Annotated in this window: 19 protein-coding genes; 9 read left to right on the top strand and 10 right to left on the bottom strand. The window is 62.6% G+C overall.

Annotation, left to right across the window (positions count from 1 at the left end; translation table 11 throughout):
* Position 1: 1 nt before the first annotated feature.
* Complete coding sequence (locus B0G83_RS17560; protein ID WP_105508654.1) at positions 2–1,849, bottom strand: peptidase S10; 1,848 nt, start codon at positions 1,847–1,849, stop codon at positions 2–4.
* A 559-nt stretch (positions 1,850–2,408) separates the two neighbouring features.
* Positions 2,409–3,626: a sensor histidine kinase gene (locus B0G83_RS17555; protein ID WP_105508653.1), complete on the bottom strand. Its 1,218-nt coding sequence runs from the start codon at positions 3,624–3,626 to the stop codon at positions 2,409–2,411.
* Between the two features lie 275 nt (positions 3,627–3,901).
* On the opposite strand from B0G83_RS17555, the gene B0G83_RS17550 reads away from it, so the two are divergent.
* Positions 3,902–4,273: a response regulator gene (locus tag B0G83_RS17550; RefSeq protein ID WP_258167929.1), complete on the top strand. Its 372-nt coding sequence runs from the start codon at positions 3,902–3,904 to the stop codon at positions 4,271–4,273.
* Between the two features lie 59 nt (positions 4,274–4,332).
* Here the strand turns inward: B0G83_RS17550 and B0G83_RS17545 are convergent, their stop codons facing one another.
* A complete protein-coding gene (locus B0G83_RS17545) occupies positions 4,333–5,232 on the bottom strand; it encodes a LysR family transcriptional regulator (protein ID WP_105508651.1) in 900 nt (299 codons plus the stop codon).
* 106 nt (positions 5,233–5,338) lie between these two features.
* Here B0G83_RS17545 and B0G83_RS17540 point away from each other — a divergent pair, with 106 nt between their 5' ends.
* Together B0G83_RS17540 and B0G83_RS17535 are read left to right on the top strand one after the other, a co-directional pair.
* Positions 5,339–6,220 carry an aldo/keto reductase family oxidoreductase gene (locus B0G83_RS17540; RefSeq protein WP_105508650.1) on the top strand — a complete coding sequence of 294 codons (882 nt, stop codon included), beginning with the start codon at positions 5,339–5,341 and terminating at the stop codon, positions 6,218–6,220.
* A gap of 235 nt (positions 6,221–6,455) precedes the next feature.
* Entirely contained in the window at positions 6,456–7,613 is a 1,158-nt protein-coding gene (locus tag B0G83_RS17535) for an acyltransferase (RefSeq protein ID WP_105508649.1), read from the top strand.
* Between the two features lie 46 nt (positions 7,614–7,659).
* Here the strand turns inward: B0G83_RS17535 and B0G83_RS17530 are convergent, their stop codons facing one another.
* Positions 7,660–8,553 (bottom strand): LysR family transcriptional regulator, encoded by an 894-nt coding sequence (locus B0G83_RS17530; RefSeq protein WP_105508648.1) that lies wholly within the window; start codon positions 8,551–8,553, stop codon positions 7,660–7,662.
* Positions 8,554–8,713: 160 nt separating this feature from the next.
* On the opposite strand from B0G83_RS17530, the gene B0G83_RS17525 reads away from it, so the two are divergent.
* Together B0G83_RS17525 and B0G83_RS17520 are read left to right on the top strand one after the other, a co-directional pair.
* Positions 8,714–9,040, top strand: coding sequence for a carboxymuconolactone decarboxylase family protein (locus tag B0G83_RS17525; protein WP_105508647.1), 327 nt, complete (start codon positions 8,714–8,716; stop codon positions 9,038–9,040).
* Positions 9,041–9,124: 84 nt separating this feature from the next.
* On the top strand, positions 9,125–10,129 hold the full coding sequence (locus tag B0G83_RS17520) for an aldo/keto reductase (protein ID WP_105508646.1): 1,005 nt from the start codon (positions 9,125–9,127) through the stop codon (positions 10,127–10,129).
* A gap of 43 nt (positions 10,130–10,172) precedes the next feature.
* On the opposite strand, the gene B0G83_RS17515 is transcribed toward B0G83_RS17520, so the two are convergent.
* On the bottom strand, positions 10,173–11,081 hold the full coding sequence (locus B0G83_RS17515; protein WP_105508645.1) for a LysR family transcriptional regulator: 909 nt from the start codon (positions 11,079–11,081) through the stop codon (positions 10,173–10,175).
* A 70-nt stretch (positions 11,082–11,151) separates the two neighbouring features.
* Between B0G83_RS17515 and B0G83_RS17510 the strand changes: the two genes are divergently transcribed.
* Both B0G83_RS17510 and B0G83_RS17505 read left to right on the top strand, forming a co-directional pair.
* A complete protein-coding gene (locus tag B0G83_RS17510; protein WP_105508644.1) occupies positions 11,152–11,928 on the top strand; it encodes an NAD(P)H-dependent oxidoreductase in 777 nt (258 codons plus the stop codon).
* Between the two features lie 202 nt (positions 11,929–12,130).
* Positions 12,131–12,982, top strand: coding sequence for an alpha/beta hydrolase family protein (locus tag B0G83_RS17505; RefSeq protein WP_105508643.1), 852 nt, complete (start codon positions 12,131–12,133; stop codon positions 12,980–12,982).
* A 48-nt stretch (positions 12,983–13,030) separates the two neighbouring features.
* On the opposite strand, the gene B0G83_RS17500 is transcribed toward B0G83_RS17505, so the two are convergent.
* Entirely contained in the window at positions 13,031–14,323 is a 1,293-nt protein-coding gene (locus B0G83_RS17500) for an aspartate carbamoyltransferase (RefSeq protein ID WP_105508642.1), read from the bottom strand.
* Between the two features lie 432 nt (positions 14,324–14,755).
* Here B0G83_RS17500 and dapA point away from each other — a divergent pair, with 432 nt between their 5' ends.
* On the top strand, positions 14,756–15,664 hold the full coding sequence (dapA, locus tag B0G83_RS17495) for a 4-hydroxy-tetrahydrodipicolinate synthase (RefSeq protein WP_105508641.1): 909 nt from the start codon (positions 14,756–14,758) through the stop codon (positions 15,662–15,664).
* Here the strand turns inward: dapA and B0G83_RS17490 are convergent.
* The 4 genes from B0G83_RS17490 to B0G83_RS17475 all read right to left on the bottom strand — a co-directional run bounded on the left by B0G83_RS17490 (position 15,661) and on the right by B0G83_RS17475 (position 20,560).
* Positions 15,661–16,467: a hypothetical protein gene (locus B0G83_RS17490; RefSeq protein ID WP_105508640.1), complete on the bottom strand. Its 807-nt coding sequence runs from the start codon at positions 16,465–16,467 to the stop codon at positions 15,661–15,663. The two genes, dapA and B0G83_RS17490, sit on opposite strands and share 4 nt — an antisense overlap.
* A gap of 96 nt (positions 16,468–16,563) precedes the next feature.
* Positions 16,564–18,633, bottom strand: a complete 2,070-nt coding sequence (locus B0G83_RS17485) for a bifunctional diguanylate cyclase/phosphodiesterase (RefSeq protein ID WP_105508639.1) — start codon at positions 18,631–18,633, stop codon at positions 16,564–16,566.
* Between the two features lie 199 nt (positions 18,634–18,832).
* The gene (locus tag B0G83_RS17480; RefSeq protein WP_105508638.1) at positions 18,833–19,174 is read right to left on the bottom strand and encodes a DUF4148 domain-containing protein; all 342 of its coding nucleotides are present in this window, start codon (positions 19,172–19,174) and stop codon (positions 18,833–18,835) included.
* A gap of 411 nt (positions 19,175–19,585) precedes the next feature.
* Positions 19,586–20,560, bottom strand: a complete 975-nt coding sequence (locus tag B0G83_RS17475) for an HPP family protein (protein ID WP_146120254.1) — start codon at positions 20,558–20,560, stop codon at positions 19,586–19,588.
* A 156-nt stretch (positions 20,561–20,716) separates the two neighbouring features.
* On the opposite strand from B0G83_RS17475, the gene B0G83_RS17470 reads away from it, so the two are divergent.
* On the top strand, positions 20,717–21,589 hold the full coding sequence (locus B0G83_RS17470; RefSeq protein ID WP_105508636.1) for a LysR family transcriptional regulator: 873 nt from the start codon (positions 20,717–20,719) through the stop codon (positions 21,587–21,589).
* The last annotated feature ends 249 nt before the right edge of the window (positions 21,590–21,838 follow it).

Below are 21,838 nucleotides of genomic sequence, written 5' to 3'. Positions count from 1 at the left end.
TTCAAGGCGACGGCAATTGCGTGGAGGCGGAAGCGGTGGCGGTGGCGGTCGGCTCGCTGGCGGGACTTTCGTCGCGCCACGGGGCCGGCAGCGTCCACAACGCGAGCGCGTCAGGCATCGGCGTGCCGCGATAGAAGCGCACCAGATCGCGCTTCATCGCCGGACGAGCGGTGTCGTCCAGATAAATCATGTGGCCGCCCGGGAAGAAGTTGACCTGCAAGTCCGGATTGATACCCGGCACGGTTTGCAGTCGCGCCAACTGTTTCTCGGTATTGAAGAACGGCGTGGCCAGATCGTGGAAGCCGTTTTCCGACAACACCCTCAGCTTCGGATTGAGCGTCAGCGCGCCGAGCAGATCGGGGATCGTGTCGGGCATCGCCTGGCCGTCGTGCGAGAAATTCCACACCTGGATGATGGCGTCGTTCAGCGGCATATACGTCGCGTTCGGCGCGGTGTAGCCCAGGTAGTCCGGCATCTGGGTCGCCAGCGCGTTGGTGAACGGCTGCGAGATCAGAATGTCGGACGGGTCGCCGTCGCTCGCCAGACGCGGATCCGAGTTCGGCAACGACACGCGTCCGTCATACCGGCCGATCGTCGTGCCCGGAATCAGGCTCGTCGAGAAGCTGTTGACGCTGAAGTAGCCTTGCAGCGCCTGCGTCGTCAAACCGGACGGAATGGTCCAGCCCTGCACCGTCTTGTCGTTCGGCACCACGGGCTTGCCGAGCGCATTCGGTATGCCGAGCTGACTGAGCACCCAGGTCTGCGAATAGCGCCTGAGCTTGCTGTACTCGGCCGTCACGAACAGGCTGGTCTGCAACGCGTAAAGGCCCGGGTTGAGCGGCGCCGGCGACGCCTGGTTGTAGTACGCCGCCACCGCCGCGTAGCCCGGGAAATAGCCCGCCAGCGTATCCGTATCCAGTGCGAGCGCGCTGGTCGAATTGGTAATGGCGACGGCTTCGATCGCGTCCGCGAAATAGTTGAGAATCGCGGATTGCAGCACGATGCCGGTCAGATGAACGCCCGACGATTCCAGCGCGAGCGCCAGCATGTCGGTACGCGGCGTGCCATACGATTCGCCGTACAGATAGATCGGCGAGCTGCTGCGATTGTTGACCGTCAGATAGCGCTGAATGAAGTCGCGCATGATGTCGACGTCGGTGTCGGTCGTCCAGTACTTCTGGTTCGTATTCGGCAACACCGCTTCGGAGAGCCCGGTGCCCGGTGGGTCGATGAAGACCATATCCGTCGTGTCGATCAGGCTGTCCTTGTTATCGACGAGCGGATAGTTCGGCCAGTTGCCGAATACGGGATCGGGCGTGGACACGCGCGTCGGCGCAAACGAGCCGAGCCGCAACCAGATCGACGACGACCCCGGGCCGCCGTTATAGACGAACGTGACCGGGCGCGGCGTACCGTTCGTGCTCGGCACGGTATAGGCCACATAGGACATGGAGGCTTCGGGGTTGCCGTTCGCGTCGGCGGCGGTCAGGTGACCGGTGGTCGTCGTGTAGTTGACCGGCGCCTTGCCCTGGGTCCACTGGTAATGCATCACCGCGGCTTTTTCCGACACCTGCGAGGGTGTGAGACCGTCCGTGGCGTTCAACGAATAGGCGACCGGATCGATATAGGTCTGATTGGCCGCCGACGCTTGCGCCTGCGCGGCGGCCTTGGCATCGAGTTGCTGACTTGCGGGGGTTTGCTGCATGCTCACCGCCGCGCCGTTCGACGAACTGCCGTCGCCGCCGCCGCAGCCGCCGAGCAACGTGATCGCAACCGCTAAAGTCCCTAGGGCCGGCAGCTTGCGCTGGCGTAGAGGGGAGTTGCCTCTAAGACGCTCGTGTCGTTTCATCTCATTCCTTGGTGGATGGGTTCAGCTACCGTTTCACAAAGGTCTCTTCGCGGATGAATATGCATTGTCTGGAATTATTTTTAATGCATCGCCGACGTGTAATAGTGAACAACGACAGACTCGAACAGCAACACGCGTCAATACCCATGGGCATTAAAAAATGTCCATGCTTATTGAATAAAAATGACTAACACTCTGAATTAGATGCGCCGGTTCTTTTCGGGAATTTTTTCCGTGAGTTCCGTTAGGTAAGAATTCGTAATATCTGCGGCAGAAGAAAAATAGGCGACGCGCTAGGGCCTTGTCAAGCACTTAGCGAAATTACGTAAATCGAATATTGGTGGCCTTAATTTAAAGGCCTGTAGGGTTCAGGCGGGCGTGATGGAGTGCGCGGATTTGTTTATTACGAATGTAAATATAATCGTTTGCAAAATGTAATTATTAATTGCCGCATTGCGTCAAATCACATTTCATAAAAATCGTGCCGGCAATGGAATTGAATACGCAAGCCGGAATCGCCACGAAATCCATTAACGTATCCATGGCGCTCCATGCCCCGCTATTGCGGTTCTTCGAGCACCAGCGGAAAGCGGATGTTGAACGTGGTGCCCACCCCTTCGCGCGAGACGAAATCGATCTGCCCATTCAGCACGCGGCACAGTTCCTTGACGATCGCGAGGCCGAGACCCGTGCCGGGAATATCGTCTCCCGCGGCGCGTTCGAATTCGTCGAACACGCGGTCCGCGTCCTCCGGCGCAATGCCTTCGCCGGTATCCGAGACGCGGATCGACCAATGGTCCGCATCGGCCATGGCGAGCCGGAATTCGATTTCGCCCGACTTCGTGTACTTGGTCGCGTTGGACAACAGATTGACCGCGATCTGCTTCAGCTTGAGCCGATTGGAGGTGATGGCGGGCAACGCCGGGTCGAATGCGGTGCGCAGCTTCAGCCCTTTGGCTTCGATCGACGGACGCGACGCGGCTTCGAGTTCGTCGAAGAGCGCGCGCAGTTCGACCGTTTCGAGCGTGAGCGGCGCACCGTCGCCGAGTACGACCGAATATTCGATCATCTGGTCGACCAGTTGTTTCATGTCGGCGGCTTGCCGGTTCGCCAGCGTCAATGCAGTGTCGGCTCTGGCGGGTGCGCGCGCGATCAATTGCAGCGCAATGGAAAACGCGTTCAGAAAGTTGCGCAGGTCGTGTACCACGCTGCGAGTGATCTGCATCCGCGATTCGTACAGATCGCTCACGAGCCGCTGTTTCAGCGTGAGTTCGTGATTGGCGCGTTCGAGCCTGCCGGTGTACTCGTCGATCTTGCGGTCGCGTTCGCTGACCACCTGCTTGATCGACGTGAGCGTGACCATGCTGAGCGCCTCGGCGATCAGACGCCGCGCGCGGCGTTCGTGGCGGCGCGTGAAGGCGCTGTCGCGTTCGGCGAATTCGTCTAGCGCGTCGGCGAGCACCTGGTGAAACAGATCGAGTTCGCGCACCAGTTCTTCGATCCGATAACCCTGGCGCCAACGGACCATGCCGTGTTTTCTCGCGTCGCTCTCAATGCTCGATTCGACCAGTTCGAGGTCTTCGATGTCGAGCGCGATGCAGAGTCCGTCGAGAATTTCCGGCAGATGGTCGGCGAGTTGCTGGTAAGTGAGCTTGTCTGCTTCGACGAGTTCGACGTCGCCGAATACGGCTTTCATCCATTGCTCGGTGAGGCGGGTTCGTTCGCCGCGAACGAAGTCGGCGAAATTATGCAGCGGGCTAACGAGGATTTCGGCCATGGCGACGTTTCAGGATGAAGTTTCTACAACCTACAAAGGTTCGAACCACTCCAGACGCGTCGAACCGGAAAACGGCGCCCACGCCGCGCGAGAAAGCACGCTGTCGGCAGGAATGAATGCGAGGCTTGACCGGCGGGCGCCGTGCTTTCCGAAACCGCCGAAAGCCCGCTGCCACGGCCGATAATCCGCCTCATTATCACCGCAATCGCGGTTCGTGGAACAGCCCTTGCGTAACGGTGGGCAGATGACAAAGGACTTCAAACCGGCGATCCCTGATGCATTCAATCCTTTTGGTGGACGACGAGCCGGAAATTCTGGCCGCGTGGCGCCTGATTCTTGAAAACGAAGGTTACGAAGTCGGTTGCGCGAGCAACGGGGTGGAGGCGGTCGCGCGGGTGGCATCGGCGATGCCCGTCACGCCCGATCTGATCATTACCGACTGGATGATGCCGCTGATGGACGGCGCGGAACTCTGCCGCCGTCTGCGCGCGATGCCGGAGCTCGCCGACGTGCCGATTCTCATCCACACGGCCGTGCCGCCTTCGTCCGACGGCCGCGAAAAGCACTGGGACGCGTGCCTGAGAAAGCCGGTCGGTGCGGATCTTTTTTTGACCACCGTGGCGCAACTTTGCAAGCAGCGGCATTGAAGGAACGGGGCTTGCTGCGGAGTCGGCGCCTTGCCGTTTGCCGCGTCGTTCAAGTCCGTTCACTCCCCATGACCCGCCTTCACAAAATCGACGAACACGCGTAGCGGCGCGGGGACATGCCGGTGCCCCGGATAGTAGAGAAACGGCCCCGAAAAGCTCGGCCACCACGACTCCAGGATCGGCTCCAACGCCCCGCTGTCAAGCTGCGGCCGCAGCCAGTCTTCGAATAGATGGATCACGCCCACGCCGGCGACCGCTGCGCTGATCGCCAGATCGAGCGCAGCCCCGGGACGCACGAGCAGCGGCCCGGTCGGATTCAACTGCAACGCTTCACCGTCGCGCTCGAAATGCCACAACGGAATCGCGCCGCCGGCAAACTGGCCGCGCAGGCACGCATGCGCGAGCAACTCGCGCGGGTGCTCGGGGCGGCCGTGTTCGTCGAGATAGGCGGGCGCGGCGGCGGTCGCGAAGCGCTGCACGCGCGGCCCGATCGGCACGGCAATCATGTCCTGTTCGAGTCGCTCGTCGTAGCGAATGCCCGCGTCGCAACCAATCGACAGCAGGTCGACGAAACCGTCTTCCACCACGACCTCGACGCGAATGTCGGGGTACGCCTTGAGGAAGGGCACGATGACCGTGGGCAGCGTGATGCGTGCGGCGCTGGACGGCACGTTCAGCTTGAGCGTGCCGGTCGGCTTGTCGCGAAAGCCGTTCAGCACGTCGAGCGCGGCTTCCATTTCGGTGAATAGCGGTGTCAGCTTTTCGATCAGACGCAAACCGGCTTCGGTCGGCGCCACGCTGCGCGTGGTGCGGTTGAGCAGGCGCAAGCCGAGTTTCGCTTCGAGACGGCGCACGGCCATGCTGAGGCTCGACGCGGACACCCCGCCGATGCGCGCCGCGTCGCGAAAGCCGCCGGCTCGCGCGACGGAAACGAAGGCGGAAAGATCGTTTAATTCCATGGTCAATGTGCACATTTTTGAACAACCCGTGCACGTTATGCCTATTTATTCGACAACGCAACGCGGTGATACTTCGACTCAACCTCACCCATTCAAGGAGCGCACCATGTCCGATCTCAAGACCACCGACACTTTCCCACTCGCCGGACACTCCGTGCGGCGCATGGGCTACGGCGCGATGCAACTGGCCGGCCCCGGCGTATTCGGACCGCCGAAGGATCGCGAGGCGGCTGTCGCGGTGTTGCGCGAGGCGCTGGCGGCAGGCGTCAATCACATCGATACGAGCGACTTTTATGGGCCGCACGTCACCAATCAGATTATTCGCGAAGCGCTGCATCCTTATCCGGACGATCTGCTGATCGTCACCAAGCTCGGCGCGGTGCGCGACGATAAGGGCGGCTGGCTGCCGGCAATGGAGCCGCAAGCGATCGAACGCGGTCTGCACGACAACCTGCGCAATCTCGGGCTCGACGCGATGGAAGTGGTCAACCTGCGCATCATGGGTAGCATCCACGCGCCCTCCGAAGGCTCGATCGAGAAAGAGGTCACGGCGCTGGCCGAACTGAAGCAGCGCGGACTGGTTCGCCATATCGGCTTGAGCAACGTGACGTCGGCGCAGATTGCCGAGGCGCAGCGCATTACGGAGGTGGTGTGCGTGCAGAACCACTACAACCTGGTGCATCGCGAAGACGACGCCTTGATCGACGAGTTGGCGGCGCAGGGCATCGCGTATGTGCCGTTTTTCCCGCTGGGCGGTTTCACGCCGATTCAGTCGTCGGCGCTGTCGGATCTCGCGAGCGGGTTGGGCGCGACGCCGATGCAGGTCGCGCTGGCCTGGCTGCTGCAGCGTTCGCCCAACATTCTGCTGATTCCGGGTACGTCGGGGCTTCAGCATTTGCGCGAGAACCTGCAGGCCGCGCATTTGACGCTGAGCGACGAGGTTCGCGCCGAGCTCGACGCGATCGGCCGCGCTAACGGCGCAGCGTAAGCGTAGTCATAGAGGCGCGGCGGAGATAGGCCTCCGCTGCGCCTCACGCGGTCCTTACCGCACCCGCACACACTTCAAATCGCATCGAGCTTCTGGCTCGGGCGCCACGCCTGCTAGCCGCATCGCGCCAATCGCCCGCTCACACCCGCCATTGCGGCAGATCGACCCGGCCCCATGCGCATTCCTGCGATTCTGGAATGGTAGATTGGTCCGCGCTTAATCGGGGGCAAACTCTATGGCGGTGGGCTCAAACCAGTCGGGCGGTGGGTTTCCCGCGTTGACCAGTATCCGGTTCATTGCCGCTTTCGCGGTCGTCATCTCCCATTTCTCGGAACGCAACCTGCTGTCATTGCCGGCTGCGTTGTTCAATTTCATCGACGGCGGCCGCTCGGCCGTGTCGCTGTTCTTCGTGCTGTCCGGTTTCATTCTGACCTTCACGTATCGCGACAAACTGGCCCATGGCGGCGTGCGCTCGTTTTACGAGGCACGTGTTGCGCGCATCTATCCGATGATCCTGCTCGGCCTGCTGATGTGCGTGCCGGTCGTGATGTACCTCGTGCTTAATGACAACCCGCAACGAATGCTGGAGTGGTTTGCGCTGAAAGGCGCGATCTATCCGGCGCTGTTCGTCAGCCTGATCGCCCAGTTGCTGTTGCTCAACGGCTGGTTGCCGTTTTCGGCCATCAATCAGCCATGGAACGGACCCTCGGATAGCGTTTCCTGCGAGGCGTTTTTCTATCTTCTGTTTCCGTTTCTATTGCGCCGTATGACGACGATGAGCGTCGCGCGGATCGCATTGATCGCCGTCGCGGCGTGGCTCGCGACCGGCGTAGGGATAGCGTTGCTGCAAAGCTTCGTACCGTTGTCGCGCAGCGCCGCGATGATTTACTCGATGCCGGTAACGCGGCTTGCCGAGTTCATGATGGGTATCGCGGTAGCGATCTACTACCTGCGTCTCAGAGCGAGCGGAAGTTCGCAGCAGGTCAAAGGCATCGTGCTGATCGGCGTGGCGGTGACCGCGATTTTCATACTCAGCGTGTGGCGGCCGATCTGGCCGGCCTATTATCTGGAGTCGCCGTTTTACGCCGCGTTGATCCTGGGCCTCGCGTTGCTGGAACGTCCCGTGTTGGGCTTGTTGAGCTGGCGGCCGCTAGTGCGATTGGGGGAGGCGAGTTATTCGCTGTATCTCACGCATTTGCCGCTTGCGCTCTGGTCGGTGATGCTGGGTTTCGGACCGTCGAACGGCTGGATCATGATTCCCGTGAGCGTGCTGCTTAGTCTGCTGTGCTTCCGGTTTTATGAGGAGCCAATGCGTCGGAAGATCAAGGCACGCTTCGCCAGTCAGAAGATCGCGCGATTGCCCGCGGCGGAGCCGGGGCAGACCGCGGTTTAAGCGCGGGGTGGTCAGTGTGGCCACGCCACGCCTCACGTGAAACGGCTCAAGACCGGTAACGCAACGCGTCGATCAACACCGCGAGCGCGCGTGACGATTGTCGGCGGCTTGGGTAGTACAGGTGATAGCCGGGGAACGTCGGGCACCAGTCCTTCAGCACCGCTTTCAGCCGCCCCTCGGCGACGTGCGGACGCGTCAACGCCTCGGGCACGTACGCCAGACCGCAACCCATCAACGCCGCGTCGAGCATCTGCTGCGTGCCGTTGCAAGTCAGTTGGCCCTCGACGCGCACCTTCAGTTCGTGCCCGGCCTTTTCGAATTCCCACGCATACAAACCGCCGTAGGTCGGCAGCCGCAGGTTGATGCAGTTGTGTTCGGTCAGATCCTGCGGTGTCTTCGGCCGCGCGCGCTTCGCAAAGTAGGTGGGCGCGGCGACTACCGCCATGCGCATGTCCGGTGCAATGCGGACCGCGATCATGTCTTTCGCCACCTGGTCGCCGAGACGGATGCCCACGTCGTAACGTTGCGCGACGATGTCGGTCAGCCCGAAATCCACCACCAGTTCGATCTTGAGGTCCGGATAGTCGGGCAGCAGCAGGGCGAGCTTCGGTTGCAGAATCGTGGTCGCCGCGTGCTCGTCGGTCGTGATGCGGATCGTGCCGGCCGGTTTGTCGCGCAATTCGCCTAGCGCCGCGAGTTCCTCGTCGATTTCGTCGAAGCGCGGGCCTACCGTGGTCAGCAGTCGCTCACCAGCCGGCGTGGGCGACACGCTGCGGGTCGTGCGAGTGAGCAGACGCAGGCCGAGCCGCGTTTCGAGACCGCGAATCGTGTGGCTCAACGCCGATTGCGATACGCCCAGCTTCGCCGCCGCTTTGGTGAAGCTGCGTTCGCGGGCGACCGCGATAAAAGCCAGCAGGTCGTTCAGATTGTCGCGTGCCATTCATGAATCTCACTCATGGGTGTTTGCCGATTCTACCGTCTAGTCGCGGGGCGCCGCAGCGCTTAAATTGAAGGCCTGATGCAATCGGACCGACGTGAGGCGCTGCTCGCCCCACGCCTCGATGCCGACGCCGCTTTCGAACCGAACTGGAGAATCTTGCATGGCGAACGAACCCCACACCGCGCGCAACGCGTTCGGCGATATCGCTCCCGCGCTGGCGGACTATACGGACAACGTGCTGTTCGGCGAGGTCTGGCAACGGCCGGGTCTGTCGCCCCGTGATCGCAGTCTCGTCACGGTCGCCAGCCTCGTGGCGATGTACCGCGGCAACGAATTGCCGTTTCATCTCGGCAAGGCGCTCGACAACGGCGTGTCGCGTGACGAGCTGATCGAGTTGATCACGCACCTCGCGTTCTATTCGGGTTGGCCGACCGCCAGCACGGCGCTCGGCATCGCGCGACAGGTTTTTGCGGGTCGCGACGCCTGAGCGCCGGGTCGCCGATCGGGCGGAGTACTTCACAGCGTATCGAGCCGTGCCCGTGCAAGGCACGGCGTGACAGGAGAACAAGGAATGGATTACCGGTATCTGGGCCGTAGTGCCCTCAAGGTTTCGCCGTTATGTCTCGGCGCGATGATGTTCGGCGGCGAGACCGACGAAGCGACGTCGGCGCGCATCATCGACAAGGCGTTCGATCAGGGCGTCAACTTCATCGACACCGCCGATGTGTATCACGCGGGTCGTTCGGAGGAAATCGTCGGACGGGCGATCGCGCCGCGCCGCGATAACTGGGTGGTGGCCACCAAGTTCGGCTATCCGACCGCGCAAGGTCCGAACGAACAGGGGCAGTCGCGCAAGTGGATCATGCAGTCGGTCGACGCGAGCCTGAAACGGCTCGGCACCGACTACATCGATATTCTGTACTTTCATCGCGCGCTGACCGATGCGCCGCTAGAAGAGGCGGTGCGCGCGATCGGCGATCTGATCCGCCAGGGCAAGATCCGCTACTTCGGCGTGTCGAATTTTCGTGGCTGGCGTATTGCCGAAATCGTTCGACTTGCCGATCAACTCGGCATTGACCGGCCGGTCGCGAGCGAGCCGTTGTACAACCTCGTGGACCGTACCGCGGAAGTCGAGCAACTGCCCGCCGCGCATCACTACGGTTTGGGCGTGGTGCCGTACAGCCCGCTCGCGCGCGGCGTGCTCAGCGGCAAATACACGGTAGACGCGCCGCCGCCGGCCGACTCGCGCGCGGGCCGTGGCGACAAGCGGATTCAGCAGACCGAGTGGCGTGCCGAATCGCTGCACATTGCGCGGACTATCGCCGACCACGCGAAGCAACGCGGGACGACGTCGATCGCATTCGCGCTTGCCTGGGTGCTAAAGAACCAGATGGTCAGCAGCACGATCGCCGGTCCGCGTACCGAAGCGCACTGGGACGGCTACATGGACGCCCTGAAACTGCAACTCGGCCCCGACGACGAAGCGCTCGTGAATAGCCTCGTTCCGCCCGGCCATGCGTCGACGCCGGGTTATACGGACCCCGGCTATCCGATCGAAGGACGGCGCGTTGCATGACGGTGCTGTGTGACCGCGCGAGGCGCCTGCGAAAACGGGCGCCTCACACCGACGCCGCGATCGTGTCCCGTAACCACCGATGCGCGGGGTCGCGATGCACGCGCTCGTGCCACAGCATTGCCATCTCGTAGCCCGGCACCTCGACGGGCGGCTCTACCATGCGCAGCGCGCTGTTTTCGCGCACCAGCCGTGCCGGCACCATGCCGACCAGATCGGTGCTCGCGAGCGCCGACACCATGAACAGAAAATGCGGCACGGACAGCACCACGCGGCGCGTGAGGCCGATCCTCGCGAGCGATTCATCGGTGACGCCGAAGAATCCGCCGCCGTCCGGCGACACGATCACCTGTTCGAGTTTGCAGAATTGCGCGAGCGTCGGTCGGCGCTTCAGACGCGGGTGGCCGGCGCGGCCCACTAGCACGTAACGCTCGGCGAACAGCACGCGACGGCGCAAACCGTCCGGCGCGCCTTCGCTGGTATGGAAGCCCAGATCGATTTCTCCCTGTTCCGCCTGGCGCATCAGTCGCGGCGGCACGGCTTCGACGATCGCCAGGCGCGTGCCCGGCGCGGCTGCTCTCAACGTGGCCAGCGTGGGGAGGATGATGGTCGATTCGGCGTAGTCGGTGGCGGCGATCCGCCAACTGTGCGTCGCTTCGGCCGGATCGAACGGGCTCGCCGGCGCGACCGCGCGTTCGAGTGCTTCTAGCGCCTCGCGCAATGGTTCGCGCAATGCTTCGGCCCGGGCGGTGGGACGCATGCCGCGCGGTCCCGGCAGCAACAGCGGGTCGCCGAACAGATCGCGCAGTTTCGCGAGATGCACGCTGACCGACGGCTGCGAGAAGTTCAGGCGTTCGGCCGCGCGCGTCACGTTGTGCTCGGACAGCAGCACGTCGAGCGTGACCAGCAGGTTCAGATCCAGCCTTCTTAAATTAACCAAGACTATACCTAATATATTGGGAATTCATTTCCAATATACCGTAGTGGAATCTATCGTGGTCTCCTTTAGTCACGAAGGCACGATCATGAACGTTCTAATTGTCTACGCTCACCCGGAACCCCAATCGTTGAATGGGTCGCTGAAGGATTTTTCCGTCAAACGTCTCGAAGCGGCGGGGCACACCGTCCAGGTCTCCGATCTCTATGCGATGAACTGGAAAGCGCCGCTCGACGCGCACGACAGTCTCGAACGACAAGTGGGCGAACGTTTCGATGCGTCGCGCGAGTCGAAGCATGCGTATGCCAATGGATTGCAGAGCAAGGATATCGAACGCGAGCAGGAGAAGCTGAAGTGGGCCGATGCCGTCATCCTGCAGTTTCCGCTCTGGTGGTTCTCGATGCCGGCGATTCTCAAAGGCTGGGTGGAGCGCGTCTATGCGTACGGTTTCGCGTATGGCGTCGGCGAGCATTCCGACGCGCGCTGGGGTGAACGCTATGGCGAGGGCATGTTCGCCGGCAAACGCGCGATGCTGGTCGTCAGCACCGGCGGCTGGGAATCGCACTACAGTGCGCGCGGTATCAACGGTCCGATGAACGACGTGTTGTTTCCGATTCAGCACGGCATTCTGTATTACCCCGGTTTCGACGTGCTGCCGCCGTTCGTGATTCATCGCACGAGCCGGATCGACGCGGCGAAATACGCCGAGGTGAGCGACGCGCTCGGGCAACGTCTGGACGCGCTGTGGACGACCGCACCGATTCCGTTCCGGCCGCAGAACGACGGCGCTTATACGATTCCGGATCTCACCTTGCGGGCGGACATTGCGCCGGATCGGGTTGGATTCGCGGCGCATGTGGAATAGGTTGCTGCCGGAACCCAGGCTGACGGGCCGTAGGGTTGGCTGAAATATGGTTGTAAGTCCTCCTTGCTAGAGTCGGCGACAGAATATTGCCGCCGGATGCCAGACAGACGGTGTTCCTCGAACACCTCGGGCAACTTCCTTGCATGGGACCGGAGTCAGCGCTAAAAAGCGCTTGCGCCGGTCGACACGAGAGCGACAAACCATGATTCAAGCGCGTGCGTTCTGGCTCATTCTGATGCTGCTCGTCACGACCCCGGCATGGGCGTTCCAGTCGAGGGTCGTGACCATTCCGAGTGCCGCGATGCACAAGTCGCTCGAAGCGACGGTCGTGCTGCCCGACCAATACCGGCGCGGTAAAGCGGCCGACCGTTTCCCCGTCGTTTATCTGCTGCACGGCTCGGGCGGCGACTACACGGACTGGACCAGCAATTCCCACATCGGCAAACTCGCCGACCGCTACCACGTGATTCTCGTGATGCCCGACGGCGGTCACGAGAGCTGGTACATCGACAGCCCGGTCGATCCGCGCAGCCGTTACGAAACCTATGTGGGCACCGAAGTGGTCGGCTATATCGACGCCCATTTCCGCACCATCGCGACACGCCAGGCGCGGGCGATTACCGGGTTGAGCATGGGCGGGTTCGGTGCCCTGCATATCGCGCTCGACCGGCCGGACGAATTCGGCGCGGCGGGCAGTATCAGCGGCGCGGTGGATCCGCGCGGCTGCGAGGACGAGCCCGGTATCGACGATGTGTTCGGCGATCCCGCCCGGCACGCGGACTTCTGGAACAACGAGGCGATCGTCGCGAATGCGCGGACGTTCGGCAACGCGCATATCGCGCTGACGATCGATTGCGGCGTGAACGACTCGCTCGTGCAATCGAATCGGATGTTGCACGCGCGGCTCGTCGAACTCGGCGTGCCGCACGATTACGCCGAGCGGCCCGGTGGTCATACGTGGACGTATTGGGCCAACGCGGTGCAATATCAGGTGCTGTTCTTCGCCGGGACGTTCAAACGGAACGGAAGCGCCGCGGGCAGCACCGCGGCCTGATGTCGAACGGTTGCGGCGCCGGCATCGCGCAGGCGCCGCGCAGGCATCTCAATCGATACCGTGAAACACCGCATCGTCCGGACCGAGATAAACCGGCGGGCGCCACGCGGCGTCGCGCATGGAATGCTGGACCAGTTTTTCGACGCCCAGCAGCACCGCGAAAATCGCCATCCGCACCGGAATGCCGTTGTCGGTCTGGCGGAAAATCGCCAGCCGCGAATCGTGATTCAAATCCACGCTCAGATCGTTCGCACCCGGCCGGCTGTCGCGTGGCAGCGGATGCATGATTAGCGTGTCCGGGCCACACACGCTGTCCATCAGCGCCTGATTGATCTGGAAGTCGGGCGTGTAGCCTTCGAACGATTCGTCGGTGAAGCGCTCTTTCTGAATCCGTGTGGCGTACACCACGTCGGCGCCGCGCAACCCGGTGCGCAGGTCGCTGGTTTGTTCGATCACGTGGCCGTTGCGCGAAATCTGCTCGATGATGTAGCTCGGCATTTCCAGCATGGGCGGCGAGATCAGCGTGAACTTGATACCGCTGTACAGCGCCAGCAGCTTGACCAGCGAGTGCACCGTCCGCCCGTATTTCAGGTCGCCGACCAGCGCGATATGCGCGCCGTCGACGATCTTGCCCAGCCGCGAAAACTCGCGCTGGATCGTGTAGAGATCGAGCAGCGCCTGGCTAGGGTGTTCGCCGGGACCGTCGCCGCCGTTGATGACCGGCACGTTGGTGGCGCGCGCGAATTCGGCCACCGAGCCTTGTTCCGGGTGACGGATCACCAGCGCGTCCACGTAGCCGCTCATCACGCGGCTGGTGTCGTAGATCGACTCGCCCTTGGCCATCGACGAAAACGTGAAACCCGTGGTATCGCACACCGAGCCGCCCAGCCGGCAGAAGGCCGCGCCAAAGCTCACGCGGGTCCGCGTGCTGGCCTCGAAGAACAGATTGCCAAGCACCGCGCCTTCCAGCACGCGTGAGATTTTGCGGCGCCGCGCGATAGGCTGCATGATGTCGGCCACCCGAAACAGCGCTTCCACCGAGTCGCGCGAGAACTGATCCACCGACAGCAACTGCGCCTTGCCCTCGAACAGCATCTGGCTGGCGAGCGACTGCGAATCTACGCTTTGCGTATATTTGTCGCCGGGCTCGCCGTGCACGACGATTTCCGACACGAAACGCTCGACGATCTCCGGCATGGCGCGCGATTCCTGCGAGTCGTCCGGCAGCAGCCACGTGTCCAACGCCCGTTTCGACACGCCGATACGGCTGGCGAAGGTATCGCGGGTCATGTTCAGACGACGCATCGCATCGCGGAGGAAGGCTTGCTGCGGGACGCTCATGAGGGCACCTGTCGGGGGAAGAGAGGATGGGGTGGGTGTACGCGTTGCGTATATTAGTTTCCCTGCTGCAGAAGTCAAGCAATTTTGCGATGGGTTTTGCCAAGCCGCGCCGTACGCGGTTACACTGCGCTTCATGCCTGCCGCCCTAACGCTCCGACCCGGTTCGTCGACCGTCGCCCGTTTCGCTTTCGCGAACGTCGCCGGTGCACGTGCGCGTCGTTTGGGCCGTCAGGCGGATTGCCTTTCGGGCCGCGCGTCGGGTCGTATTCCGACCGTTAGCGCCAAAGCCAAAAAACAGCCGCTCATCTGACCGGAGCACGCTGTTCCGTCAGATGTGCGACGGAACAGCGATCAAGCCACCTCGGCCCCTCCCTGTTTTTCCTCCTTCGCACCGCTGTACGGAATCGATACGGTCGTCATCGAGGTAAAGACATGTCTATTTTTTCGGGTATCTGGGTTCCGCTGATCACACCGTTTGCCGAGGGCGCGGTCGATCACGTCGCGTTGCGCGCGCTGGTGCGTCGTTATGCCGATGCCGGAGTTGCCGGGTTGTGCGCGCTCGGCACGACCGGCGAACCGGCCACGCTTGGCGCCGCGGAACAGGACGCCGTACTGGCGACGATTCTCGACGAGACGCGGGCGTACGCTGCCGCGCGCGTTCAGGCCGCCGCGCAGCCGCAACCGCTTCCTGTGCTGGTCGGCGTGTCGGGCAACCACACCGCCAGCATGCTCGAACGCATCGAGCAATTGAATCCGCTGCCTATCGCCGGTGTGTTGATGGCCGCGCCGTATTACATCCGGCCGTCGCAGGCGGGCATCGTCGGGCATTTCACCGCCTTGGCCGATGCGAGCGAAAAGCCGGTCGTGCTATATGACATTCCGTATCGCACCGGCGTGCGGCTCGAACTGGACACCTTGCTGACGCTCGCCGCGCATCCGCAAATCCAGGCGGTGAAGGATTGCGCGGGTTCGCTCGCCACCACGCTCGCGCTGATTCGCGACGGCCGCCTGCAGGTGCTCACCGGCGAAGACATGCAGATCTTCAACACCTTGTGTCTGGGAGGCAGCGGGGCGATCGCGGCGTCGGCACATGTGCGGCCGGAGCGCTTCGTCGCGTTGTACGACGCCTTGGCGGCGGGCCGACTCGCGGAAGGCCGGCGGATGTTTCACGCACTCGCGCCGCTGATCCAGGCGCTGTTCGTCGAACCGAATCCCGCACCGGTGAAGGCGCTGCTGGCCGCGCAGGGATTAATCCGCGACGAACTGCGCATGCCGATGACACGCGCCGGCGCAGCGCTCGCCGAGCGGCTCAGGGCGCTGGATGCGGAGCTGGCAGTTTAAATCGTTCCCGGCAGCGACTGCCGTTGCGTCGACCCGTCATGACCCAGCGCCTCGCTGCGGGCGCCGAGCGATTCACGTTCGGCGCGCAACAACCGGCCGTGCGCGAGGCGGTCGATAGCGCCGCGGTCGAGTGTGGCGAGCATGTCCCGTTCGACCACCAGCAGTTTGAACGCCAGCACGATCAGGCCAGCCGCCAGCAGCAGGTCACCGGCGAACACCACCGCGTACAGCGCCGAGGTGGTTTGCGGATTGCCGAGCAGCAGCGACAGGTTGGCGCGATCGAGCAGCACGAGCGTGAGCGGCACGATCGCGTTGAGCATCGCGATCACGCTGCCGATCACCACGATCAGGCGTGCCGGCCCGAGTTCCGGGCGTTGCCGGCGGCACACTTCATACAGCGTCGCGGCGCGGCAGGGCAGGAAAAACAGCGTGAGCAGCAAGGCGCGCAGCACCATGGGCGCCTTGAACGTCAACGCGCTGCCGTACAGCACGCAGAACACGGCCGAGATGGCGAGCCCGGTGCGCCAGAACGCGGCGCTGCCGAACAGGTCGCGCGTACCGGCCCAGATCAGCAGGCGGCTTTGCAGCGCGAGCGTCGCGGTGGCGACCAGCAGCAGATCGCTACGCCACGTGAGATGCAACGCGAAGCACGCCGACGACGCGGCGAGCAGATAGAAACCGATGGCCCAGAAGCGGAATGCGCCGACCCGCGTGAACATGCGTGACAGGGCGGTCGTGATGAGCGCGCAGCACAGGAACGTGATCAACCACAGCGAGGTGAACGTCGCTACATCGAATTTCATGAAATCTCCAGCACCTGAGTTGCTTGTTGTTCTTCATTCGTCGAACGATGGTTTGTGACTGGCCGCAACGCAACGTATTTCAGAAGAGTGACAGGCTCATGCCGTCACCATCCGGTTCTTGAGCAGATCGCCGAAGTCGTCGGCGGTGAGCGGTTTGCCGAGCAGGAAGCCTTGCATCTCGTCGCACATCATCGCCTTGAGCATGTCCAGTTGCGATTCGGTTTCGACGCCTTCGGCCACCACGTCCATTTCCAGCGAGTGGGCGAGCGCGATGATCGCCGATACGATCGCACTGCCTTCCGGGCCGTGTTCGTCGAGCCCGTTGGTGAAGAAGCGGTCGATCTTCAACTGCTTGACGCGAAAGCGCTGCAGATAGGCGAGGCTCGAATAGCCGGTGCCGAAATCGTCGATCGCGATCTCGAAGCCGCTCGCCTGGAATTCACGGATCATTTCGATCGTTTTGGGCGCGTCCTGCATGGCCACCGTTTCGGTGATCTCGAACATGATCTGATCGCAGGCCACGCCTTCGGCCTCGACGATCTCGAGCATGCTGGCCACCAGATTCGGTTGCATCAACTGGCGCGGCGACAGGTTGATCGCCACTTTCATCGACGGCAGGCCTTGCGCGACCCACAGGCGAATCTGCCGGCAAGCCTCGCGCACCACCCAGTAGCCGATCTGCACGATCTGGCCCGAGCGCTCGGCGATCGGAATGAATTCGAGCGGCGCCAGCGCGCCGAGTTGCGGATCGTGCAGGCGGATCAGCGCTTCGGCACCGACCAGCGCGTCGCTGCCGCCGTCGAACTTCGGCTGGAAGTGCAGCGAGAAATGGCCGGCGGCGAGCGCGTCGTGCAACGCATTCTGGATTTGCAGCGTGCGCGTGACGGCTTCGTTCATGCTCTGCTCGAAGAAGCGGTAGGTGCTGCGGCCCGCGCGCTTGGCTTCGTACATCGCCGCGTCGGCGTGTTTGAGCAGTTCGTCGACCGTGTCGCCGTCGTACGGATAAAGCGCGATGCCGATGCTCGGCATGACCTGCAGACGCTGCGAGTCGGCCCAATCGCCGTGGCGCATCCGTTCGAGCACGCCTTCGGCCAGCGTGCCGGCGTCTTCGCGAGAGTTCAGGTTCTCGGACAACACCACGAATTCGTCGCCGCCCAGCCGGGCCACGGTATCGGTCGAACGGACACACTGCAGGAGGCGCTGCGCGAAGGCGGTCAGTACCTGGTCGCCGGCCGAGTGGCCGAGCGAATCGTTGATCGTCTTGAAGCCGTCGAGATCCATGAACAGGATCGCGAACACCGTACGCTGCCGGCGCGAATTCAGAATCGCGCGCTCGATGCGGTCGGTCAGCGTGCTGCGGTTCGGTAGGCCGGTCAGCGTGTCGATGGTGGCGAGCCGCACGATCTGGCCGTTCAGGTTCGACACCGCGCCGACCAGGAAAGTGGTGCGCGCATCGAAGCGCGACAGGATCAGCGTGACGATCAGAATCGCGAAGGTGAGCAGAATCACCGAACTGGTGAGCCACGGCGCGTTCAGGCCGTTGGCCGCGCCGCACACCGCGCCCAGCGGAATCTCGGCGGCGGCCATGCCGGCGTAGTGCATGCCGCTGATCGCGACGCCCATCACGAGCGCCGCGCCCAGCCGCTTGAGCACCACGTGGCCGGCGTTCTCGTTGCTGAGCGCGCGCGCCATCCACAGCGCGGCGGTCGCGGCGCCGACCGCGATCGCGAGCGAGCCCGCGAACCAGGCCGGCTGGTAGTCGATGCCCGGCGACATCTGCATGGCGGCCATGCCGGTGTAATGCATGCCCGCGATGCCGCAGCCCATCAGCACGCCACCGGCCAGCAGGCGGCCCGCGGTGAGTCGTTCGAGGGTTGTCACATAGAGCGCCAGATACGACGCGCCGATCGCGAGCCCGAGCGAGCACGCGGTGGTGGCCAGATCGTAACCGAGCGGAATCGGCAGCGAAAACGCGAGCATGGCGACGAAGTGCATCGACCAGATGCCGACGCCTAGCGCCGCCGCGCCGCCCAGGCGCCACGTGTGCCGCAGGCGCGCTGACGCCAGCAGGAAAATGCGGCCGGTCAGATCGAGCGCCGTGTACGCCGCCAATGTCGCAACGACGAACGAAATGCCAACCAGCCAAAAATTGTATGAGCTCTGCATGTTAAGTCCAACCGCTGCGAAGGAAGCGGCTGAACTTGTTATCGACAGTTCGCGGCGTTTATTTAATTGATTTTCAATATGTTAGCCATTCGTTTCGACAATTTCGCCGATGCGCTCTGGTTGCAGGGGCGGGGCGGCTCGCCATGGACTGGCCGGACGTCGGGCGGTGCAGGCGAACCGGTCTGGTTGCTGTCGTTTCTCAGCTTCCGAAATAAGGCATGCAGTAGCTGTTCGGACCCACGCACGGGTTGTTCATCGCATGGCTTGGACGCCGCCCGGATTCGGTGCGATTCGTCGAACCGCCTACGCTGCTTGTCGCGACCGTTGCTCCCGCGGCGCTCAATTTAGCTTCGGCCGCCTGGATGTCTTTGGGATACGCCTGGTCTTCACCGGTTGCCGGCGAATAGCCAGCCTTTTCTATCTGAACCAGATCGGCGCGAACTTCGGCGCGAGTGAGCGGAGCGCTGGTTTGCTGGGCGAATCCGCACAACGGGAGGACGAGAAAGCTCGTTGCAACGACGAGGGAAGCGAAGGATTTCATGGCAACTCCTTTGAACGCCTGGTGGCGAATGAATGTAGGCAAGACCGACGAGATCGACGCTTGCCGCCCTGGTGGGTTGTCGGCCAAGCGATGCACGAACGTCGAGCCGGTCGGATACGAACGAAGCGCATGACCATCGCTTCCGCGATTCGGGTTGTTCGCGTTCGTGTTCGACCGTGCTGTAAGAAGCGTAGAAGAGGCCGCCTGTCCGGGCCATTCTGCGAACGTGTAGCGCTGCACGATCCTTCGGCGGGGTCACCCATACCTACGTGGAGGTAGACCCTTGCTGGCCAGCATGACGAGGCATGCAATGCCGGTCGTGCGTGGCCGCAACCCCATACTTTCGTTCAGGCGGCCCTGTCCCGTCGAAGAGGACAGGCGTCAGTCGTCGAGAGGAAATTTAAAGAATGTCTACGTGGGCGTGCCTACCGCCGCGACCTGACGCCGGGCTCCCGAGGTTTTCTGGAAGAGCAGGAAACTCACGGTCAGGAGCGTGCTGCCCATGCCGACCGCGAGCGGGAAATGCCAGTCGGCACGAGGCATGATTTGCGGAAGGAGCCCTATGGCAAGTGCGGGGATCGCATGCACGCGAGTCGCGCGCAGCATGACGATGCCGAACAGCATGGCCAGAACGGTTGAGGTCACGCCTGGACCAAACGTCGCCAGCGCAGCGACGCCGACTGCCGCCGCGAGCGTGCATAGCGCCGGCAACAACACAGGCCGCTGGGCCCAGGGACATACGTCAGCATGCGCAAACATTTCGAAGGCAAGTACGACGAGCGGCGGGAAAAATACCATTCTCATTCCGGTCGCTATCGAAAGCAGGTACGCGGCACCCAGAAACACTACGTAGAAAGGCGCCCACCGGAACTGCCGGGGCAGCGATTCGATTTCGTCATTGACCCGATCGGCCGTGCTCGGTGCAGCGTGCGCGGCTTCTGTGTCGACGAACCGCCGGTATGCCGAGGACAGGACGGCAAGCGTACCCGTGCCAAGCAGAATCGCCAGCGGATACAGCCAGCTTTTCTCGCCGAGCGAGAGCGCTAGAACGCAGGCCGAGATGGCGGGCGCAATGGGCGAGCGCATTAACTTGAGCATCACTATCGCCCCCACGATGCAGATCGCCATGGAGATGGCGGAGTACGGCAGATAACGCGTGACGAGCACACCCAGCACGGCGGTGACGGCTGGAGAGAGCGCGAGCATCCAGGGCGCCCGGGCCCAGGTGCCGCGCGGCCGCACGAACACGTCGTAGGACAGTGCGGCTGACTCGGGAAAAAGAAGCAAGGCGATACCGGCCGCCGAGGCGGCTCCCGCGATCCCGCCCATGAAGCAGAGCGAGATAAGCACGGCCGACAAGATGCGGCGAGATTCGGAAGTTCTCATGTAACAGACCTATGTTGTGCGGAGCGCCATCGGCAGGTCAGGCGGGGAATAGACCTTGCCGCAGACCTTGGCGGCTGAAGTCGTCCCCATGGTAGGGGCATTGGCTTTGTGCGAATATTCCCCATAACTGCACACCATCCTTGAGAAAATGCACCGATGTTCGATTGGGAAAACATGCGTCATTTCCTCGCGCTCGCCCGCATCGGCACGTTTTCGGGGGCCGCACGCAGCCTGAAGGTCGATCACGCGACGGTGAGCCGACGCCTGAGCGCATTGGAGGACGAGATGAAGACCCGTCTGGTCGAGCGTCTCCCCCGATCGTGCAAGCTCACTCATGCCGGCCAGCGGGTGTTCGAACTCGCGCAGGGCATGGAAGACCATGCCTATTCGATCGAACGATTCCTGGATGTCAGCCTTTCCCCGCCGAGGCACAAGGTCTCACTTAGCGCGCCGCCTGTGCTGGTGGCGAGTTATCTGGTGAAGCATCTGGCGGACTTCCGGATTGCCAATCCCGGTGTGCAGCTGTCTCTGTCGGGCGAACCCCGGCAAGTCTCTTTGAGCCGACGCGAAGCGGACATCGCCCTCAGGCTGGTTCGGCCAACGGAAGCGACCACGGTGGTACGAAAGCTTGGGCGCATGTCGTTCGATCTTTACGCCAGCAAGGACTATCCGCATCTGCACGATCCGGCTGCCTGGGAGTTCATTTCTTACGATGCCGGAGTCGTGGATATTCCCCAGCTGACCTGGTTGATGAACGTGGCAGCAGGGCGACCGATTGCCTGCGAAATCGGCGACATCACGGGTCATGTCGCAGCGGCTCGAGCCGGCGTCGGCGTGGCGGGCCTACCGTGCTTCCTGGCAGAGAGGGACCCGACTCTGCGGCGAGTCGCCTACGACGGCGAACGATTTGCACGAGATATCTGGATGGCCGTGCATCGAGATCTGCGCCGATTGCCCCAGGTGCGGGCGGTCATGGACTTTCTACTAAAAATCATCGCGGACAATCCTGCCTTTAAGGCAAGCGATTGAAAAAGCGCGTTGGCGGTAGCCCCCAATCAACCGCCGCGCGCGAATTGAAAAACCACCGTATCCAATACCAACGGATACCTTGAGTACTGGTAAGACTACCTTCCGGATGCCGAAGGTACGATGGTCGTCAGCCTCCGCCAAATCTACGCTACTCACATCCGGGTACAGATGAACCCGGCTTCCGGTTGGGACGCCGCGCATCGGCGACAACGCCTGAAAAGCGCATCCCCCCGAATAAAAACGTTCTAT

Origin of the sequence: Paraburkholderia sp. BL21I4N1 (assembly GCF_002973525.1) — a bacterium.
Taxonomy (GTDB): Bacteria; Pseudomonadota; Gammaproteobacteria; order Burkholderiales; family Burkholderiaceae; genus Paraburkholderia.
This window is presented reverse-complemented; position numbering and strand designations above follow the sequence as displayed.

Bases quoted from the DNA above. Each gene is read 5' to 3' on its own strand.
- B0G83_RS17560 (WP_105508654.1), bottom strand. From the start codon at position 1,849: ATGAAACGACACGAGCGTCTTAGAGGCAACTCCCCTCTACGCCAGCGC.
- B0G83_RS17555 (WP_105508653.1), bottom strand. From the start codon at position 3,626: ATGGCCGAAATCCTCGTTAGCCCGCTGCATAATTTCGCCGACTTCGTT.
- B0G83_RS17550 (WP_258167929.1), top strand. From the start codon at position 3,902: ATGCATTCAATCCTTTTGGTGGACGACGAGCCGGAAATTCTGGCCGCG.
- B0G83_RS17545 (WP_105508651.1), bottom strand. From the start codon at position 5,232: ATGGAATTAAACGATCTTTCCGCCTTCGTTTCCGTCGCGCGAGCCGGC.
- B0G83_RS17540 (WP_105508650.1), top strand. From the start codon at position 5,339: ATGTCCGATCTCAAGACCACCGACACTTTCCCACTCGCCGGACACTCC.
- B0G83_RS17535 (WP_105508649.1), top strand. From the start codon at position 6,456: ATGGCGGTGGGCTCAAACCAGTCGGGCGGTGGGTTTCCCGCGTTGACC.
- B0G83_RS17530 (WP_105508648.1), bottom strand. From the start codon at position 8,553: ATGGCACGCGACAATCTGAACGACCTGCTGGCTTTTATCGCGGTCGCC.
- B0G83_RS17525 (WP_105508647.1), top strand. From the start codon at position 8,714: ATGGCGAACGAACCCCACACCGCGCGCAACGCGTTCGGCGATATCGCT.
- B0G83_RS17520 (WP_105508646.1), top strand. From the start codon at position 9,125: ATGGATTACCGGTATCTGGGCCGTAGTGCCCTCAAGGTTTCGCCGTTA.
- B0G83_RS17510 (WP_105508644.1), top strand. From the start codon at position 11,152: ATGAACGTTCTAATTGTCTACGCTCACCCGGAACCCCAATCGTTGAAT.
- B0G83_RS17505 (WP_105508643.1), top strand. From the start codon at position 12,131: ATGATTCAAGCGCGTGCGTTCTGGCTCATTCTGATGCTGCTCGTCACG.
- B0G83_RS17500 (WP_105508642.1), bottom strand. From the start codon at position 14,323: ATGAGCGTCCCGCAGCAAGCCTTCCTCCGCGATGCGATGCGTCGTCTG.
- dapA (WP_105508641.1), top strand. From the start codon at position 14,756: ATGTCTATTTTTTCGGGTATCTGGGTTCCGCTGATCACACCGTTTGCC.
- B0G83_RS17490 (WP_105508640.1), bottom strand. From the start codon at position 16,467: ATGAAATTCGATGTAGCGACGTTCACCTCGCTGTGGTTGATCACGTTC.
- B0G83_RS17485 (WP_105508639.1), bottom strand. From the start codon at position 18,633: ATGCAGAGCTCATACAATTTTTGGCTGGTTGGCATTTCGTTCGTCGTT.
- B0G83_RS17480 (WP_105508638.1), bottom strand. From the start codon at position 19,174: ATGAAATCCTTCGCTTCCCTCGTCGTTGCAACGAGCTTTCTCGTCCTC.
- B0G83_RS17475 (WP_146120254.1), bottom strand. From the start codon at position 20,560: ATGAGAACTTCCGAATCTCGCCGCATCTTGTCGGCCGTGCTTATCTCG.
- B0G83_RS17470 (WP_105508636.1), top strand. From the start codon at position 20,717: ATGTTCGATTGGGAAAACATGCGTCATTTCCTCGCGCTCGCCCGCATC.